At 68.5% G+C, this 16,107-nt stretch carries 16 protein-coding genes; 13 read left to right on the forward strand and 3 right to left on the reverse strand.

Annotated elements, in window-relative coordinates; translation table 11 throughout:
* The 4 genes from HGG74_RS21185 to HGG74_RS13380 all read left to right on the forward strand — a co-directional run.
* On the forward strand, positions 1-288 hold a 288-nt coding region (locus HGG74_RS21185), incomplete at its 5' end, for a hypothetical protein (RefSeq protein ID WP_205761889.1).
* Positions 285-2,024, forward strand: a complete 1,740-nt coding sequence (gene betA / locus HGG74_RS13370) for a choline dehydrogenase (RefSeq protein WP_205761897.1) — start codon at positions 285-287, stop codon at positions 2,022-2,024. The genes HGG74_RS21185 and betA, both read left to right, overlap by 4 nt.
* 8 nt (positions 2,025-2,032) lie before the next feature.
* Positions 2,033-3,535 (forward strand): aldehyde dehydrogenase family protein, encoded by a 1,503-nt coding sequence (locus tag HGG74_RS13375; RefSeq protein WP_168487089.1) that lies wholly within the window; start codon positions 2,033-2,035, stop codon positions 3,533-3,535.
* A gap of 148 nt (positions 3,536-3,683) precedes the next feature.
* Positions 3,684-5,369 carry an APC family permease gene (locus tag HGG74_RS13380; RefSeq protein WP_246262892.1) on the forward strand — a complete coding sequence of 562 codons (1,686 nt, stop codon included), beginning with the start codon at positions 3,684-3,686 and terminating at the stop codon, positions 5,367-5,369.
* Positions 5,370-5,691: 322 nt separating this feature from the next.
* On the opposite strand, the gene HGG74_RS13385 is transcribed toward HGG74_RS13380, so the two are convergent.
* Together HGG74_RS13385 and HGG74_RS13390 are read right to left on the reverse strand one after the other, a co-directional pair.
* Positions 5,692-5,919 carry a hypothetical protein gene (locus HGG74_RS13385; RefSeq protein ID WP_168487090.1) on the reverse strand — a complete coding sequence of 76 codons (228 nt, stop codon included), beginning with the start codon at positions 5,917-5,919 and terminating at the stop codon, positions 5,692-5,694.
* A gap of 98 nt (positions 5,920-6,017) precedes the next feature.
* Positions 6,018-6,803: an IclR family transcriptional regulator gene (locus tag HGG74_RS13390; RefSeq protein WP_168487091.1), complete on the reverse strand. Its 786-nt coding sequence runs from the start codon at positions 6,801-6,803 to the stop codon at positions 6,018-6,020.
* 139 nt (positions 6,804-6,942) lie between these two features.
* Here HGG74_RS13390 and HGG74_RS13395 point away from each other — a divergent pair, with 139 nt between their 5' ends.
* The 9 genes from HGG74_RS13395 to HGG74_RS13435 all read left to right on the forward strand — a co-directional run bounded on the left by HGG74_RS13395 (position 6,943) and on the right by HGG74_RS13435 (position 15,204).
* Positions 6,943-7,443: a tripartite tricarboxylate transporter TctB family protein gene (locus HGG74_RS13395; protein WP_205761899.1), complete on the forward strand. Its 501-nt coding sequence runs from the start codon at positions 6,943-6,945 to the stop codon at positions 7,441-7,443.
* A gap of 1 nt (position 7,444) precedes the next feature.
* Positions 7,445-8,950 (forward strand): tripartite tricarboxylate transporter permease, encoded by a 1,506-nt coding sequence (locus HGG74_RS13400; protein ID WP_168487093.1) that lies wholly within the window; start codon positions 7,445-7,447, stop codon positions 8,948-8,950.
* Positions 8,951-8,996: 46 nt separating this feature from the next.
* The gene (locus HGG74_RS13405) at positions 8,997-9,992 is read left to right on the forward strand and encodes a tripartite tricarboxylate transporter substrate binding protein (protein WP_168487095.1); all 996 of its coding nucleotides are present in this window, start codon (positions 8,997-8,999) and stop codon (positions 9,990-9,992) included.
* Between the two features lie 23 nt (positions 9,993-10,015).
* A complete protein-coding gene (locus tag HGG74_RS13410) occupies positions 10,016-10,657 on the forward strand; it encodes an RraA family protein (RefSeq protein WP_168487097.1) in 642 nt (213 codons plus the stop codon).
* 33 nt (positions 10,658-10,690) lie between these two features.
* Positions 10,691-11,473 carry an NAD(P)-binding domain-containing protein gene (locus tag HGG74_RS13415; protein ID WP_168487099.1) on the forward strand — a complete coding sequence of 261 codons (783 nt, stop codon included), beginning with the start codon at positions 10,691-10,693 and terminating at the stop codon, positions 11,471-11,473.
* A 34-nt stretch (positions 11,474-11,507) separates the two neighbouring features.
* Positions 11,508-12,845 carry a TRAP transporter large permease subunit gene (locus tag HGG74_RS13420; RefSeq protein WP_168487101.1) on the forward strand — a complete coding sequence of 446 codons (1,338 nt, stop codon included), beginning with the start codon at positions 11,508-11,510 and terminating at the stop codon, positions 12,843-12,845.
* A gap of 14 nt (positions 12,846-12,859) precedes the next feature.
* Complete coding sequence (locus tag HGG74_RS13425) at positions 12,860-13,108, forward strand: hypothetical protein (RefSeq protein WP_168487102.1); 249 nt, start codon at positions 12,860-12,862, stop codon at positions 13,106-13,108.
* Positions 13,105-14,091 (forward strand): cyclase family protein, encoded by a 987-nt coding sequence (locus HGG74_RS13430; RefSeq protein WP_168487104.1) that lies wholly within the window; start codon positions 13,105-13,107, stop codon positions 14,089-14,091. Before HGG74_RS13425 ends, HGG74_RS13430 begins: the two co-directional genes overlap by 4 nt.
* Before the next feature lie 426 nt (positions 14,092-14,517).
* Complete coding sequence (locus tag HGG74_RS13435) at positions 14,518-15,204, forward strand: AfsR/SARP family transcriptional regulator (protein WP_168487105.1); 687 nt, start codon at positions 14,518-14,520, stop codon at positions 15,202-15,204.
* A gap of 3 nt (positions 15,205-15,207) precedes the next feature.
* On the opposite strand, the gene HGG74_RS13440 is transcribed toward HGG74_RS13435, so the two are convergent.
* On the reverse strand, positions 15,208-16,026 hold the full coding sequence (locus HGG74_RS13440; RefSeq protein ID WP_168487107.1) for a CPBP family intramembrane glutamic endopeptidase: 819 nt from the start codon (positions 16,024-16,026) through the stop codon (positions 15,208-15,210).
* Between the last annotated feature and the right edge of the window lie 81 nt (positions 16,027-16,107).

The raw sequence follows: 16,107 nt of genomic DNA on the forward strand, positions 1-16,107 counted from the left end.
TCCCCGGCCCGGCGCCGGGACCCGGGTCCCGAAGCCCGCTTCATCCCGCGGCAGCACGCGCAATTATCTTTGAACATCTGTTCAAGCGCAAGTCTTGAACAGATGTTCAACCTGCACTACTCTGCTTCCTATGACCCAAGTCACACCGCGTTGCGTAATACGCAATTGCGGGGAACCCGCCAACCGGCTTCCCCGGGCATGACGGTGTACTGGCAGCATCCGGAAGAAGGACGGCGGTCCGCCTCGGCGGCTGATCCGCACCAGATAGAAGGAGAGTCCGCAGCATGACAGATATGAATTACGACTACGTCATCGTAGGTGGGGGAAGTGCCGGCTCCGTGCTCGCGGACCGCCTGAGCGAGGGAGGAACACGCAGCGTCCTGGTCCTCGAGGCGGGACGAAGCGACTACCCCTGGGATCTCTTCATCCAGATGCCGGCCGCCCTGACCTTCCCGAGCGGCAATCCTTTCTATGACTGGCGCTACGAGTCCGATCCGGAGCCCCACATGCACGGCCGCCGGATCGCCCACGCCCGCGGCAAGGTCCTCGGCGGTTCCAGCTCCATCAACGGCATGATCTTCCAGCGCGGCAATCCGCTCGACTACGAGCGCTGGGGGGCCGACCCGGGCATGGAAACCTGGGACTTCGCCCACTGCCTGCCCTACTTCAACCGCATGGAAACCGTCCTCGCCGCAGACCCCGACGACGAACTCCGCGGCCACGACGGCCCGCTGGTGCTGGAGCGGGGCCCTGCCACCAACCCCTTGTTCCAGGCGTTCTTCAAGGCAGCCCAGGAAGCCGGGTACCCGCTGACCGACGACGTCAACGGCTACCGCCAGGAGGGCTTCGCCGCCTTCGACCGCAACGTCCATAAGGGCCAGCGGCTCTCGGCCTCCCGCGCCTACCTGCGCCCCCACAGGAACCGCCGCAACCTCACCGTCCTCACCCGCGCCCTGGTGACCAAGGTCAACTTCCGGGGCAACGTGGCCACCGGCGTCACCTTCCGCCGCAACGGCAAGACCCACGTCGTCAATGCCGGTGAAGTGATTCTGTCCGGCGGAGCCATCAACACTCCGCAGCTGCTCCAGCTCAGCGGGGTGGGCAACGCCGGGTACCTGAAGACGCTGGGCATCCACCCGGTGGTGGACCTTCCCGGCGTCGGCGAAAACCTGCAGGACCACCTGGAGGTGTACATCCAGCATGCCTGCAGCCAGCCGGTGTCCATGCAGCCGAACCTGGACCTGTGGCGGTACCCGCTGATCGGCCTGCAGTGGCTGCTGGGGCGCAAGGGCCCCGCGGCCACCAACCACTTCGAAGGCGGCGGCTTCGTCCGGTCCAACGACGACGTCGACTACCCGAACCTGATGTTCCACTTCCTGCCGGTGGCGGTGCGCTACGACGGCCAGAAGGCCGACGCGAAGCACGGCTACCAGGTGCACATCGGGCCGATGTACTCCGACGCCCGCGGAACCCTGAAAATCAAGTCCACGGACCCGACCGTCCACCCGTCCATGCTGTTCAACTACCTCTCCACCGACCAGGACCGCCGGGAATGGGTCGAGGCCATCCATATCGCCCGGGACATCCTCGGCCAGTCCGCCCTGGCGCCGTTCAACGCCGGCGAGCTGTCCCCGGGACGCGAAGTGCGCACCGACGCCGAGATCCTCGACTGGGTGGCCCGGGACGCCGAGACGGCGCTGCACCCGTCCTGCACCGCGAAGATGGGGCCGGCATCGGACCCGATGGCCGTGGTGGACCCCCTGGACATGTCGGTCCACGGCACCCGCGGCCTGCGGGTCGTGGATGCCTCGGCGATGCCCTACGTGACCAACGGCAACATCTACGCCCCGGTCATGATGCTCGCCGAGAAGGCCGCCGACCTGATCGCCGGGAAGACGCCCCTGGCGCCCCTGCACGCGGAGTTCTACCGGCACGGGGTCAGCCCGCTTCAGCGGGGCGCGGGTGACGGACAGCAGCCAGGACGCCGCGCCGCCGAACCCGAGACCGTCGCGGCGAAGGGCTAGGGCAGCGCATGAGCTTGGATACCCAGCTGTCCCTGGCCCCCGGCCTCTACCTCGACGGCGCCTGGCAGGAAGCGTCCGACGGCGGGACGACAGTCGTGCGCTGTCCTGCGGACGGGCGTGAAGTGGCGGTTGTCGCTTCGTCCACACCAGAGGACGCGGAGCGGGCGATTGCGAGTGCGCGCCACTCGTTCGACCACGGTCCGTGGCGGCGGCTTAGCGACATCGAGCGCGGCGCGGTCCTGCTCCGGGTCGCCGACCTGCTGGAGCGGGACAAGGCTGAATACGCCCGCGCCGAGGCCCTTGACACGGGCAAGCGCCTGGTGGAGGCCGAGTACGACATTGACGACATTGCCGCCTGCTTCCGCTACTACGGAAAGATCGCAGGCCTCGACGCCGGCAGGGTGATCGACACAGGACGGCCCAACGCCATCAGCCGCGTGGTCTACGAACCGCTCGGCGTGTGCGCGCTCATCGCACCGTGGAACTACCCTCTCCTGCAGGCAGCGTGGAAGGTGGCGCCCGCCCTCGTCACCGGGAACTCCTTCGTGCTCAAGCCGAGCGAACTCACGCCCTCCACGTCCATCCTGCTCATGGAGACGCTCACAGAAGCCGGCGTGCCCGCCGGCGTCGCAAACCTCGTGACGGGAACCGGGTCGAAAGTCGGCCCTCCGCTGAGTTCGGACCCGCGTGTGGACCTCGTCTCGCTGACCGGGAGCCTGGCGACGGGCCAGACGATCATGGCTGCCGCCGCCGAAACCGTCAAGCGCGTCGCCTTCGAGCTCGGCGGCAAGAACCCCAACGTTGTCTTCGCGGACGCGGACTGGGACGCCGCCGTCGACAACGCGCTGACCGCCGTCTTCCTGCACTCCGGACAGGTCTGCTCGGCAGGGGCGCGGCTCGTCATCGAGGAATCCATCGCCGAACGCTTCGTGGCCGAAGTGGTGGAACGGGCAAAGAAAATCCGGATGGGCGGCCCGTTCGATGCCAGCGCCGAGACCGGCCCGCTCATCTCCGCAAAACACCGCGACCAGGTCCACGCCTACGTCCAGGCCGGAATCGCCGAAGGCGCCGAACTGCTCTGCGGCGGATACATCCCCGACGAGGGGCCGCTCGCCGACGGCTTCTTCTACCCGCCCACCGTCCTGGGCAACTGCCGCGCGGGCATGAGCGTGGTGCAGGAGGAGTCCTTCGGTCCGGTGCTGACGGTCGAAACATTCCGGACCGAGGCTGAGGCCGTTACCATCGCAAACGATACCGAATACGGCCTGGCCGGCGCCGTCTGGACCTCGGATGCATCCAGGGCGCAGCGCGTGGCGTCCGCCCTCCGCCACGGAACGGTCTGGATCAACGACTACCACCCCTACGTCCCGCAGGCCGAATGGGGCGGCTTCGGGAAGTCGGGCATCGGCCGCGAGCTCGGCCGCGCGGGACTCGACGAGTACCGCGAGGCAAAACACATTTGGCAGAACATCCAGCCCGCACCCAGCCGCTGGTTCGGCTCGGAAGGCTAGGACGAGCATTACCGGCCAAGCACCAACACAAGGGGGAAAACCGGCAGGACTCCGGCAGCGGGCAGCGGTGCCCGCTGCCGGAGCAGCCCCGCCGGAGCCAGCACCCGCGCCGCGCGGGTACCATCGTGCTATTCGACTAGGAGCTCAGATGTCGGAACCCACAAAGACTGACACAGGCGGTATGGACGAGTTCGGCTATGCCCAGACCCTGGACCGCAGCATCGGCAAATTCGCCAGCTTCGCCGCCGGAGTCAGCTACATCTCCATCCTCACTGGTGTATTCCAGCTCTTCTACTTTGGTTTCTCCATGGCCGGACCCGCCTACGCCTGGTCCTGGCCCATCGTTTTCGTCGGCCAGCTGATGGTCGCCCTCTGTTTCGCCGAACTCGCCGGCCGCTACCCGGTGGCCGGATCCGTCTACAACTGGGCCAAGAGGCTCTCCTCCGGCACCTACGCCTGGCTGGCCGGCTGGCTCCTGCTGCTTTCCTCCATGGTGGCCCTGGGAGCGGTCGCGCTGGCCCTCCAAATCACGCTGCCGCAGATCTGGTCCGGCTTCCAGATCATCGGCGACGGCACCGGCCAGTACGACTTCGCGGTCAATGGCGTGCTGCTGGCCAGCATCATGATCGGCATCTCCACGCTGATCAACGCCTTCGGCGTGAAGCTCATGACCCTGATCAACAGCGTCGGCGTGTTCGTTGAACTGGCTGCGGCCGTGCTGCTGATCCTGGCACTGGGATGGCATGTGGTCCGTGGCCCGGAAGTCCTCTTCGACACCGCGGGCTTCGGCGAAGGGCACCCGCTGGGTTTCTTCGGCGTCTTCCTGATCGGCGCCATGGCCTCGGGCTACGTCATGTACGGCTTTGACACCGCCAGCTCCCTCGGCGAGGAAACGAAGGACCCGAAGCGCACAGCGCCCAAGGCCATCCTGCGCGCTGTCACCGCCTCCTTCCTACTGGGCGGCCTGATCCTGCTCGGCGGGCTGCTGGCAGCTCCGGACCTGGGCGATCCGAAGGTAGGTTCTGCCGACGGCGGCCTGCAGTACATCGTGCTCTCGGTCCTGGGCGGCCCCTTCGGCAAGGCCTTCCTGGTGTGCATCGTCGTGGCCGTGTTCGTCTGCACCCTGGCAGTCCACGCCGCCGCCATCCGGATGATGTTCGCCATGGCCCGGGACAACAACCTGCCGTTCAGCCGGCAGCTGAGCAAGGTGGATCCCGTCCGCCGGACACCTACCGTGGCAGCCATCGTCATCGGTGTCATCGCACTGATCCCGCTGATCGTCAACGTGATGCAGCCGGCCATTTTCACCATCGTGTCCAGCATCAGCATCGTCCTGATCTACCTGTCCTACCTGCTGGTCACCGTGCCCCTGCTGCGGAACAGGTTCCGCGGGAAGTGGCCGCTGAAGGAGGAAGAGGCCGGCAAGGCCGGCTTCAGCCTCGGCAAGTGGGGCCTGCCGGTGAACATCCTGGCCGTGCTCTGGGGCGGGGCCATGACCCTGAACCTCATCTGGCCGCGGCAGGAGATCTACAACTCCGTTCCGCCGTTCGAGTGGTACCTGCAGTGGGGCGGAGTGCTGTTCGTCGGTGCCGCCGTGGTTGGCGGAACGCTCCTCTACCGCCTGAAGATCCGCCACCAAACCGGCGTGCTGGCCGAACACGCCGCGGCCCATCCGTCGCCGGGCTCCGCCCACACGGATCCTTCGGCTGCCACCCGCCTGGTGCCGGACCTTGTCCACGCCAGGGCCGCCCAGTCCCCTGCCGGCATGGACCGTGGGACCCCTGACGCCCTGGCAGCCAATGCTGCCATGTCGGAGAAGGGCCCCGGGGCGTAGGCTGGGCCCCTGCGGATCATAAGCACGGGAGCCGGGCAGCACCCGGTGCCCCTGAATGAGCATCCCTTCGCCAGTGTCGACTGGCGGAGGGATGCTCGTTTGTGTGTCCCGGGCCGCTGCAAGCCTCCAGCACCTTTTACCACTGCCGGGCGGATCAGGTACCGGTTTGCCGATTCCGTCCCGCGGTGCACGTAACTAAAAAAGACGGAATGAAACGACAGGCAGCCGGTGCATGGCTGGCCCCACGTGTAGTGCCGCAAGAATCTGTTGCAGCCCGCTTATTGGTTCCCCCGCCGCCGCGCTCGGAGCGGCGAGGGAACGCTTAGTGGCCGGGACGGCCGCTTTCGGGCTCGGGCGGCGCTTTCGCGAGATGGAACTCTTCGGCAGGTATGAGGATTCGTTGCCCGGTGTGGAGATCCCGGGCCCAGAGGACGCCGAGGTGGGGCGCGGAGACCTCAACGCTGCAGCGGATGGTGTGCCCGGCAGGGTCGGTGGCGGTCAGGATTTCGCCGCCGCGGAGTCGGGTGAGCAGTTCGTCCGATCGGTTCACTGGAATCCTCTTTCGAGCTGGTGCGATGGTGCCGTAGCCGGCTTCGGGCGGCCGGACGGTATCTCGCCGGCACCGCAACCGTGCGTGGGACGGCGCCGTTAGTACACGGTGCTGGCGAGCAGGTCGGCCAGCCGCCGGGCTGCATGGCGCAGCTCGGGCACCCGGGCGACGAGGTCGTCCCGGGAAGAGGAGTGGACGGGAGCAGTGAGCGCGATGGATTCGGTCACCCCGTCGTTCCGGGAGGGGACGGCCACGGCGACGGAGACCACGCCGGTTGCCCGTTCATCCTCCGAGTAGGCATAGTCCTCGCCCGCCGCGGGCAGCCGCCGGCGGAGCTCCTCGAGGGTGAACCCAACGGGTTCGTACCTGAGCTCGACGGCCGCGGAGATAACTTCCGCCAACTGCTCCTCATCCAGGGCGGCAAGGAGGATCTTCCCCGCGGCGCCGACGGTCAGGGGCAGCCGGCGGCCCTGGGGCAGCTCGTAGCCGAGGGAGGCGGCCCCGACGACGCGTTCGACGAGCACACGCTCGAAGCCGAGACGCGTGTAAAGCGAGGCGGTCAGGCCGGTATTCTGCGCCAGCTGCTGGAGGATCGGCCGGGCCGAACGGGGCAGCGGATCGGCCTCGAGGAAGACGCGTGCCGCGGGCAGAACCGCGGGCCCGATGCGGTAGTTCTTATCCGTCTGGCTCACCAGTCCGGAGTCCTGCAGGACCCGCAGGATCCGCAAGGTGGTGGGCGAACTCATCCCGCAGTCCTTGGCAATCTGGTTCAGCCGCTGCGGGTGTTCGTAGCGCTGGAGCTGCTCGAACACCTGGATCGCGCGGGACAGCGAGCGCATGGCGCTGCCGGCGCGCGCCTCCGTGGAATTGGACTCGACCGTCATTCTTTCATCCTACGCAATCCTGCCGTGACCGGCCGCACTTGACCCTGTGACGTGGACCATGCCATTATTTCAAAGCACGTTATTTAATTTTACTGTATGAAATTCCACAACACTGTACGTAACTTCTTCAAGGATTCCCATGACTTCAGTCACAGAAGAGAAGCCGGTGGCCAAGGTGCGCCGTTCCGTGCTCGCGGGCCAGGCGGTGCTGACGGCCGTCGGCGCCTACGTGCTGGCCGAGTCCGCCGGGCTCGGGCTCTGGAATGACCTCGGGCCTGGTCCCGGGTTCTTTCCGTGCATCCTGGGCGCAGCCCTCGTGCTGCTCTCGGCCGCCTGGTTCTTCCAGGAGCGCGCCGGGGTGCAGGCCGCCCCGGCTGCGGAAGCCTCCGACCGCTCGCAGGTGCGCGCCGTGGTGCTCAGCCTGCTGGTGCTGGCCGCCGCACTGCCGTTCATCGGCTTCCAGACAGGTGTCTTCCTGTTCCTGATGTACCACCTGCGGCTGCGGGCGCGGACCTCCTGGATCAAGTCGCTGGTGATCGCACTCTGCGGCAGCGTCGGCGTCTACTACCTCTTCACCCTGGGGCTGAACGTCTCGCTTCCCGAGGCCGGCCTTGTCCCCCTCAGCCTGATCGGACTCTGACATGGACGTACTGAACGAACTGCTCGGCGGGTTCGCCTCGGCCCTGACGTGGCAGAACCTGCTGTTCGCCTTCGTCGGGTGCCTGCTCGGCACCGTGATCGGCGTGCTGCCCGGGATCGGGCCGGTCGCCGGCGTCGCGCTGCTGATCCCCCTGACCCTGAACCTGGACGCCGCCGGGTCCATCATCATGCTCTGCGCGATCTTCTACGGCACCACCTACGGCGGGACCATCACCAGCGTCCTGCTCAACACCCCGGGCGAGGCCGCCTCGGCGATCACCATCCTGGACGGGTACGCGATGACGAAGCTCGGCCGCGCCGGCGTCGCGCTGACCATCGCCGCCGCGGGCTCCTTCATCGGCGGCTCGCTGGCCACCGCCGGCCTGGTCCTCGCGGCCAAGCCGCTGGGCAGCCTGGGCCTGATGATCGGGCCGCCGGAATTCTTCGCGCTGGTCGTCGTCGGCATCTCCCTGCTCGTCGCCCTGGCCGGACGGTCCATGGTGCGCGCCCTGATCTCCGGCGCCCTGGGCCTGCTGATTTCCATGGTCGGCATCGACCCGGTCGCCGGCGCCCCCCGGTTCACCTTCGGAATGGAGCGGCTGCTCGACGGCGTCTCGTTCGTCGCGGTCATCGTCGGCCTGTTCGGGCTCTCCGAGATCCTCTCCCACCGTCCCGGCAAGGACAAGGTCACGGTCCAGGCCCCCGGCATGCGCTCCCTGCTGCCCACCCGCACCGACTGGCGGCGCAGCACCCCGGCCTTCGCCCGCGGCACCGGCATCGGATTCGGCCTGGGCCTGATCCCCGGCATGACCGGCTCTGTCTCGTCCCTGCTCTCCTACGGGGCCGAGAAGAAGTTCTCCCGGCACCGCAACGAACTCGGCCACGGCGCCATCGAGGGCGTCGCCGGTCCGGAAACGGCGAACAACGCGCACGCCAACGGCGCGCTTATCCCGCTGTTCACCCTCGGCATCCCCGCCTCCCCCACCATCGCCGTGCTCATGGGCGCCTTCCTGCAGCAAGGACTCACCCCGGGCCCGACCCTCTTCGCCGAGCACGCCGAGATCGCCTGGACCATCATCGCCAGCCTGTTCATCGGCAACATCCTGCTGCTGGTGCTCAATGTCCCGCTCGTCGGCCTGTGGACCTCCATCCTCAAGGTCCCCTACCCGGTCCTGACCGGCCTGATCCTGATGTTCATGGTCGTCGGCGCCTACACCATCAACTTCTCGGTCTTCGACGTGTTCGTCATGATCCTCTTCGGCGTGATCGGCCTGGCCCTGCGCCATCTGGACATCCCGCTCGCGCCCCTGGTCCTGACGCTGGTCCTCGGCCCGCTCATGGAACGCTCCCTGCGCGAGTCCCTCGACATCTCCCGCGGCGACCTGACGATCTTCCTCGAGCGCCCCGTCACCGTCGTGCTGCTCCTGGTCGCCCTGGCGATCGTCTGCAGCCCGCTGCTCAAGCTCCGCAAGCCGGCCGCCCTGGCCGCCGAGGACCCCGAAACCTGAACCGTCCAACCACCAACCCGCACCACCACGAAACGAAGGACACCCAATGAAGCGCATCCTTGCCGCCACCTCCGTGGCCGCCCTCACCCTTGCCGCGACCACCGGCTGCGGTGCCGCCGGCACCGCCAGCTCCTCAGGCGAGGACTTCCCCCGCCAGGGCAAGTCCGTCGAGCTCATCGTCGCGTTCGCCCCCGGCGGCGCCGTGGACACCGCCGCCCGCCTCGTCCAGCCCGTACTCGAGCGCGAGCTGGGCACCAACGTCGAGGTCGTGAACAAGCCCGGCGCCGGCGGCCAGATCGGCTACACCGCCCTGACCAGCGCCAAGCCCGACGGCTACACCATCGGCGCCACCGGCTCCCCGTCCGTCGTCGTCACCCCGCTGGACCCCGCCCGCGGCGCGAAGTTCACCCGCGAGGACTTCCAGCCCCTGGGCCGGCAGGTGATCGACCCCGCCGTCGTCGCCGTCCAGCCCGACAGCCCCTACCAGAACCTCGACGAGCTCCTGCAGGCGGCGAAGGACAAGCCGGACACCATCACCGCGACCACCACCGGCCAGCAGGGCGGAGAGCACTTCGCCATCGCCCAGATCAAGGAAGCCACCGGCGCCGCACTCAGCCCGGTCCACTTCTCCGAAGGCGCCTCGCAGGCCACCACCGCGTTCCTCGGCCGCCACGTCGAGGTCCTCGTGGCCAACGTCAGCGACGTCACCGACCTGGTCAAGCAGGGCAAGGCCAAGGTCCTCGGGGTCATGGACAGCGAGCGGGCCGAGGCGCTGCCCGAGGTGCCTACCTTCGCGGAGTCCGGACACGACATCGTCGCCGCCACCGCCCGCGGCTACTCCGCCCCGGCCGGTCTGCCCGAGCCCGTCGCGCAGAAGCTCGAAGCCGCGCTGAAGACCGCCATCGAGGATCCCGAAGTCGTTGCCAAGATGGACGACCTCGGCCTGGCCACCAGCTACCAGTCCGCGGCCGACTACAAGAAGTTCTGGGCCCAGCAGGAGGCCGACTACAAGACCGTCCTGCCCCTCGTCCAAGCCAAGTAACACCCGAACGAAGGAACAACACCATGCCCGCCACCGCCGACACCACGACCGCCGCCGACTTCGAGCGCCCCGCGCCCGAGCTCGTCGCCCGCCTCGCCGCCCTGCCCGCGGCGAACATCGGGGACGCCATGGAACGCCTCGGGGTCGCCGACTCCTCGATCCAGGCCATCTGGCCCGGCGCCAAGCTCGCCGGCCCGGCCTTCACCGTCTGGGTCGCGGCCGGTGACAACCGCGGCATCCATGAAAGCCTTGCCGCGGCCAAGCCGGGCGACGTCGTGGTCGTCAGCGGCGGGGGCGACACCTCCCGCGCCCTGCTGGGCGAACTCATCGGCGAGCGCGCGCTCTCGGCAGGTCTGGCCGGGTTCGCCCTGGACGGGGCCGCGCGGGACGCGGAGGTCCTGGGCGAGATCGGCCTGCCGGTCTTCGCCCGGGCCACCACCCCCGCCGGCCCCTACAAGAACGGCCCGTACCGGATCGCGGTGCCGATCGCCTTCGGCGGCGTGCCCGTGCTGCCCGGCGACATCGTCGTCGGGGATTCCGACGGCGTCGTCGTTGTGCCCCGCGAGCAGGCCGGGCAGATCGCCGACGCGGCCGAGGCCGTGTTCGCCGACGAAGCCGAACGCCGCGCCCGGATCATCGCCGAACGGAACGCCGCCACCTCCTGAGCACACCAAGCACCACTTGAAGGAAACAGCACCATGAACTGCACCATCATCGGCCTCGGCGAAGCCGGCGCCATCTACGCCTCCGCCCTGCTGCGCGCCGGCCACCAGGTCACCGGCTACGACCCGGCCGTCACCGCGGCTCCGGCCGGCGTCGAACTCGCCCCGAGCGCCGCGGCCGCCTGCGCCGAGGCCGACGTGGTCCTCGTCCTGACCGGTGCCGGGGCAGCCCGTCCGGTCGCGGCACAGTGCCTGCCTGCCATGCGGGCCGGGGCCTGCTACGCCGACCTGACCTCCTCCTCCCCCGGCACCATGGAGGACCTCGGCCAGGGGGCCGGCCCCGTGCTGTTCGCCGACGTCGCGATCCTCGGCCCGGTCATCGCCCAGCGGGAAGCCACCCCGCTGATGGCCAGCGGCCCGGGCGCCGGCGCCTTCGCGGAGCTGGTGCGCGGAATCGGCGCCCCCGTCGAGGTCGTCCCCGGTCCCCCGGGCGCCGCGATGGCGCACAAGCTGCTGCGCAGCGTGTTCATGAAGGGCCTGGCCTCCGTCGTCGTCGAGGCCGTCACCGCCGGGCGGGCCGCCGGCCTGGAGGACTTCGTCCGCGCCCAGATCGCCGGCATGCTCGCCGGCGACGGGCAGGCCGTCATCGACCGTTTCCTCACCGGCACCCGGAAGCACGCGGCCCGCCGCTCCTTCGAAATGCGCTCCACCAGCGGCTACCTGGCCGAACTGGGCGTGCCTTCGGAAATGACCGATGCGTCGGCCACCGCCATGGAACGCATGGCCGCGGCCGTTCAGAGCGAAAGCGTGGCATCCTGAAAGTGGGCTGCACGATGGATCGGAAGGACCACCCATGATCGGCGTTTGGGCGCTCGGCGCCTACCTGGCCGTGATCATCCTGTGGACGACCCTCATGCGGCGCAACGTCGGGGAAGCCATGCTGGTCGGCTTCCTCGTCGCCGCCGCCTTCAACGGCACCGCCGCACTGAGCGCCGGCTGGGCAGCGCTTTACGACGCGCTCACCGACGAGATCGTCTACGCCACCGTCGTCTTCGTCTTCATGGGCTACCTGCTCGAGAAGGCCGGCGTCATGGAACGGATGATCAACCTGCTCGACGCCCTCATCGGGGGACGCAAGGGCGGCTCCGCGTACGTGTCCACGGTCGCCTCGGCAGGCCTGGGCAGCATCGTGCACAACCAGGCCGCGATCGCCGCGACCGTCGGATCGGTCACCATCCCCTGGATGGAACGTGCGAAGCTCGACCGCACCACCGCCGCGACCATCGTCGCGGGCAACGCCGGCATGGGCATTACCTTCCCCTTCAGCGCCTCCATGTTCGTCCTCGTCGGCTCGTCCACTGTCGGGCCCCTGCTGGACATCGACTCGCTCATCATGCCGCTGGTCGCCGGTGGCCTGTGGTGCGTGCTGCACCGGCTGATCGTCACCGCCCTGCTCGTGCACCGCAGCGGCGGCCAGGCCACCGCGAAGGAGCACCGCCCGCTGCTTCTTGAGTCCCTGCGCCGCGGCTGGACCACGCTGCTGCTCTTCGCCGGCGTCGCCGTGCCCATGTTCCTCACCACCGGCCTGCTCGCGGAGATCCTCAGCGAGCACACCGGCACCGACGTCTCCGACGCCGTCAGCCCCATCTTCTGGATCCCGGTCGTGCTGATCGCCCTCGGCCTCCTCCTCGGCCGCCGGCAGCTGCCCCGCACCCCCAAGGCCTGGGCCGAACTGGTCGGGGACTCCGCGCCGCGCTTCGGCGTCGTGGGCATCACCGTGCTCTTCGCCTTCGCCGGCGCGAACGCGCTGGCCACCACCGGCCTGCCCGAGCAGCTCTCCGGGCTGCTGGACGGACTGGACCTGCCCGTGTGGCTGCTCGCGATCGTCATCGGGCTCATCGTCGTGGCCGTCGCAGCCCCCCTCTCCTCCACCGCGACCATGGCCGCCGTGGGCACGATCGGCGTCGCCGCGCTCATCGCCGCCGGCGTCCCGGCCCCGACAGCCGCCGTCGCGGTGCTGATCTTCTCCTCCTGCGAGGCCGCAGTGCCCCCGGGAGGGGCGCCGCTGTACGTCGCCTGTGGCATCGCCGGCGTGGACCCCCTCCACACCTTCCGGCGCATGCTGCTCTACTACGCCCTGCCGCTGCTTGGCATCGGCGTGCTCGTTGCCGCCGGCGTCCTGCCCGTCTGACCTAGGAAACATCCATGCTCCACCGCATAGCCCGCGCCACCTTCATCGCCTCGCTGGCCGCCGCCCTCGCCGGCGGCGTACTCCTCATCGCCTGGCAGATCCTTGGCCTCGCCGCCGGCGACGCCGCGATCCTCACCGCCCCCAACGGCCTCTTCAAGACAATCCTGTGCATCGCAGCCTCGATAAGCTCGATCGCCGCCTATGTCCTCGTGCACGTCAAGGCCGCCAGCCCCGCCCACACTCCCAAGGCAGGAACCCGATGACCGCCCTCCCCCGCCACGGCCTGCCCGACCGCAAGCACCTCAAACAGCGCCCCGGCATCCTGGCCGGCACCTCGTGGGACCTGTTCGCCGAACCCTGGAGAGGCACCCCCTCCTTCGCCGACTCCTCCGCTGTCCTGGCCGCCGCGGCCGCCGTCCGGCACGGCGAGGTATTCGGGCTGGACTACCCCGTGGACGCCTTCGCCCCCGGAATGTCCAAAGCCAGGAAAGCACCCGTCCACACCATCTACGCCAACCACCCCGCCCACCGGGACGACTTCCTCGACGGGTTCTACCTCCAAGGCTCGACCCAGATTGACGGACTGCGCCACCGCAGGGCCGACGACGTCGGGTTCTACGGCGGCGTGCCCGACGAACACATCCGCGCAGGCAGCCGGGAACTCGGCATCCAGGTCTGGTCCGACGACCCCATCGTCAGCCGCGGCGTGCTCATCGACCTCGCCGGCCACCTCGAAACCCAAGGCCGGCCCATCGACCACCGCGCGGGCGAGCCCCTCCCCTTCCACCTGATTCCCGAGGCCCTCGATGCCCAGGGCGTCGAGGTAGCCACCGGGGACCTCGTCATGCTGCACACCGGCTGGAGCGAATGGTTCCTCGGGCTCGACGAAGACCAGAAGCGCGCCCAGCAGGCTACCGGGCGCTCCACAGGCATGGCACAAAGCGAAGAACTCGTTGACTGGGCCTGGAACAGCGGGCTGGTCCTGCTCGCGGCCGACAACTTCGCCGTCGAATGCCTCCCCCCGGTCCCGGACTCCCCCTACAAGGCAACCGCCCCCAACGACCGCGGCATGATGCACCAGGAATTCCTCGCCAAACTCGGCCTGCCCCTCGGCGAACTCTGGCGCCTCGGCCCCCTCGCCCGCCGCATGCGCGAACTGCACCAGTGGCACGCCCTGCTGGTCGTCAAGCCCCTCAACATCACCGGTGCCACCGGCTCGCCGGCCAACGCAACGGCGATCCTCTGAACATGATCCCCGGGCGGCCCAGGAGCCCGCGGCCGGACCCAAAAGTTCTCCGGCCTCATTCTGGCGATGCTGCCCGCCGCTGAGAGCGATCGTGCCCGGCTTCCCCCAATACTTCCGGGACGTGTGCCCGGATCCAGGCCGCCGGCAGAAACGCAGGAAGCAACCGGCCGGAAAACCGGCCCCCTCGGTTTCGGCAGGCACGTGCGGCGACGCAGTGGCGGAGACCGACAGGCCAGAGCCGAAGCCTGCGCCGGATTCCGATGTTTTCCCAAGCACCGGCCGGTACTTTTTTCCTTGATACATCCGCTGCAGCGCCACGCACCAATGCGCTCTCCAGCCACGAACGCATGGCAACGGAACCAGGCGCTGCCGCAGATGTATCGGCTTAGGGCGGGGAGGGGCCGTCCAAGAGCGGAAGGATAGGTCATGGGGGCGAATTTGTGGGAGCTGCAGCTCATTGGCGGATGGCGTCTGCGCTGCGACGGCCGGTATCTGAAAGTGGGTCTGCGCCAGCAGCGGCTGATAGCTGCTTTGGCCCTGCTGGGAAGCCAGCCGCGTCCTTTCCTTGCCGGGCTGCTGTGGCCGGACAGCACCGATGCGCAGGCATCGGGCAGCCTGCGCGAGGCGATTTGGGCGATTTCCCGGCAGCTGCCGGGGCTGATGACAAACGACGACGGCCGGCTGGAGCTGGCGGACACGGTGCATCTCGACCTGTCGGACATATGGGACACGGCGGCCGGCCCTTCGGAGAGGAACCGGATGGACCTGCTGGCCCGGGGCGAACTGCTGCCGGGCTGGTACGACGACTGGGTCCTCTACGAACAGGAACAATTCCGGTTCCGGCGGCTGGCCGCACTGGAGACCATGGCCGAGGATAGGCTGGCATGCGGGGACGCATCCGGGGCACTGGAGGCGGTCCGCGCCGCGCTGCGGATCGATCCGCTGCACGGCAACGCCATGCGCCTGCTCCTGCGCGTGCACCTCAGCGAGGGAAACCATGCCGGTGCGCTCTCTGCCTACCGGGACTTCAGCTCCCGGATGCAGGCGGAGTTCGGTGCTTCCCTGCCGGCAGATATCAGCGGACTGATCCGCCCGCTGCTCGTCCACTCCTGATGGTCAGTACAGGAAGATCGGCAGCCAGTCGCGGTTGTGCGCGTGCACCAGCGCGAGGAACAGCACGAAGTCGAAGAGCAGGTGCACCGATACGACATAGGTGAACGACTTCGTCAGCTTGAAGGTGTAGCCCTGCAGCAGCGCGAACGGGAAGGTCAGCAGCGGGCCCCAGGCCTCGTAGCCGATCTCCCAGAGGAAAGACGAGAAGATCACGGCCTGCAGGATGTTGGCGAGCCAGTCCGGAAAGTGCCGGCGCAGCAGCGTGAAGGTGGTGCAGATAAAGAACAGTTCGTCCCAGATACCCACGGCGTTCACTCCGAGGAAGAGCCGCCAGAAGATGGTGGGGTCGGAGGCATCCGGCCAGTTTTGGTACACCCCGGTGCTGACCAGATACACCGGCAGAATAAAGTAGCCGAGCGCCACAACCGCGACCAGGTACAGCTTCGCGGCCAAGGGCCATTTGCGGCCCGTGTTCACCGGAAATTTGATGATCTGCTCGCGGTAGACGAAACGCGAGACCAGCCACGGCACCAGCACGGCCAGGGCGAGGGCGCCGCCCATCAGCGCCATGTGCCGGATGCTCAAATCAGCGTGCAGCGGAACCAGGCTGACAATGACCATTCCCGCCGCGACCAGCGCGAGGTGCCGCACGAACTCCCGGTCGACCAGCGCCGCCGCGGCCAGGCCCAGGGCGAGCATGCTGTAACCGGCAGGGTCATTCCCGACGCCGAAAAGCAGCACCCCGGACACCGACACCAGCACCGCCGGCACCAGCTTCCAACTGAGCGCGGTACGGGGTGGTTCGGTCGAGATCAATGCCATCCCACCAGCATCTCAGGAGCGTCCACGGTGCGAAACAGTGGCAGGCAGTTGTGCCGGCCCTCCTCCCACCGCTGTGGCTGA

Source organism: Arthrobacter mobilis (genome assembly GCF_012395835.1).
Taxonomy (GTDB): Bacteria; Actinomycetota; Actinomycetes; order Actinomycetales; family Micrococcaceae; genus Crystallibacter; species Crystallibacter mobilis.

Coding starts and splice junctions, on each gene's coding strand:
- betA (WP_205761897.1), top strand. CDS start 285: ATGACAGATATGAATTACGACTACGTCATCGTAGGTGGGGGAAGTGCC.
- HGG74_RS13375 (WP_168487089.1), top strand. CDS start 2,033: ATGAGCTTGGATACCCAGCTGTCCCTGGCCCCCGGCCTCTACCTCGAC.
- HGG74_RS13380 (WP_246262892.1), top strand. CDS start 3,684: ATGTCGGAACCCACAAAGACTGACACAGGCGGTATGGACGAGTTCGGC.
- HGG74_RS13390 (WP_168487091.1), bottom strand. CDS start 6,803: ATGACGGTCGAGTCCAATTCCACGGAGGCGCGCGCCGGCAGCGCCATG.
- HGG74_RS13395 (WP_205761899.1), top strand. CDS start 6,943: ATGACTTCAGTCACAGAAGAGAAGCCGGTGGCCAAGGTGCGCCGTTCC.
- HGG74_RS13400 (WP_168487093.1), top strand. CDS start 7,445: ATGGACGTACTGAACGAACTGCTCGGCGGGTTCGCCTCGGCCCTGACG.
- HGG74_RS13405 (WP_168487095.1), top strand. CDS start 8,997: ATGAAGCGCATCCTTGCCGCCACCTCCGTGGCCGCCCTCACCCTTGCC.
- HGG74_RS13410 (WP_168487097.1), top strand. CDS start 10,016: ATGCCCGCCACCGCCGACACCACGACCGCCGCCGACTTCGAGCGCCCC.
- HGG74_RS13415 (WP_168487099.1), top strand. CDS start 10,691: ATGAACTGCACCATCATCGGCCTCGGCGAAGCCGGCGCCATCTACGCC.
- HGG74_RS13420 (WP_168487101.1), top strand. CDS start 11,508: ATGATCGGCGTTTGGGCGCTCGGCGCCTACCTGGCCGTGATCATCCTG.
- HGG74_RS13425 (WP_168487102.1), top strand. CDS start 12,860: ATGCTCCACCGCATAGCCCGCGCCACCTTCATCGCCTCGCTGGCCGCC.
- HGG74_RS13430 (WP_168487104.1), top strand. CDS start 13,105: ATGACCGCCCTCCCCCGCCACGGCCTGCCCGACCGCAAGCACCTCAAA.
- HGG74_RS13435 (WP_168487105.1), top strand. CDS start 14,518: ATGGGGGCGAATTTGTGGGAGCTGCAGCTCATTGGCGGATGGCGTCTG.
- HGG74_RS13440 (WP_168487107.1), bottom strand. CDS start 16,026: ATGGCATTGATCTCGACCGAACCACCCCGTACCGCGCTCAGTTGGAAG.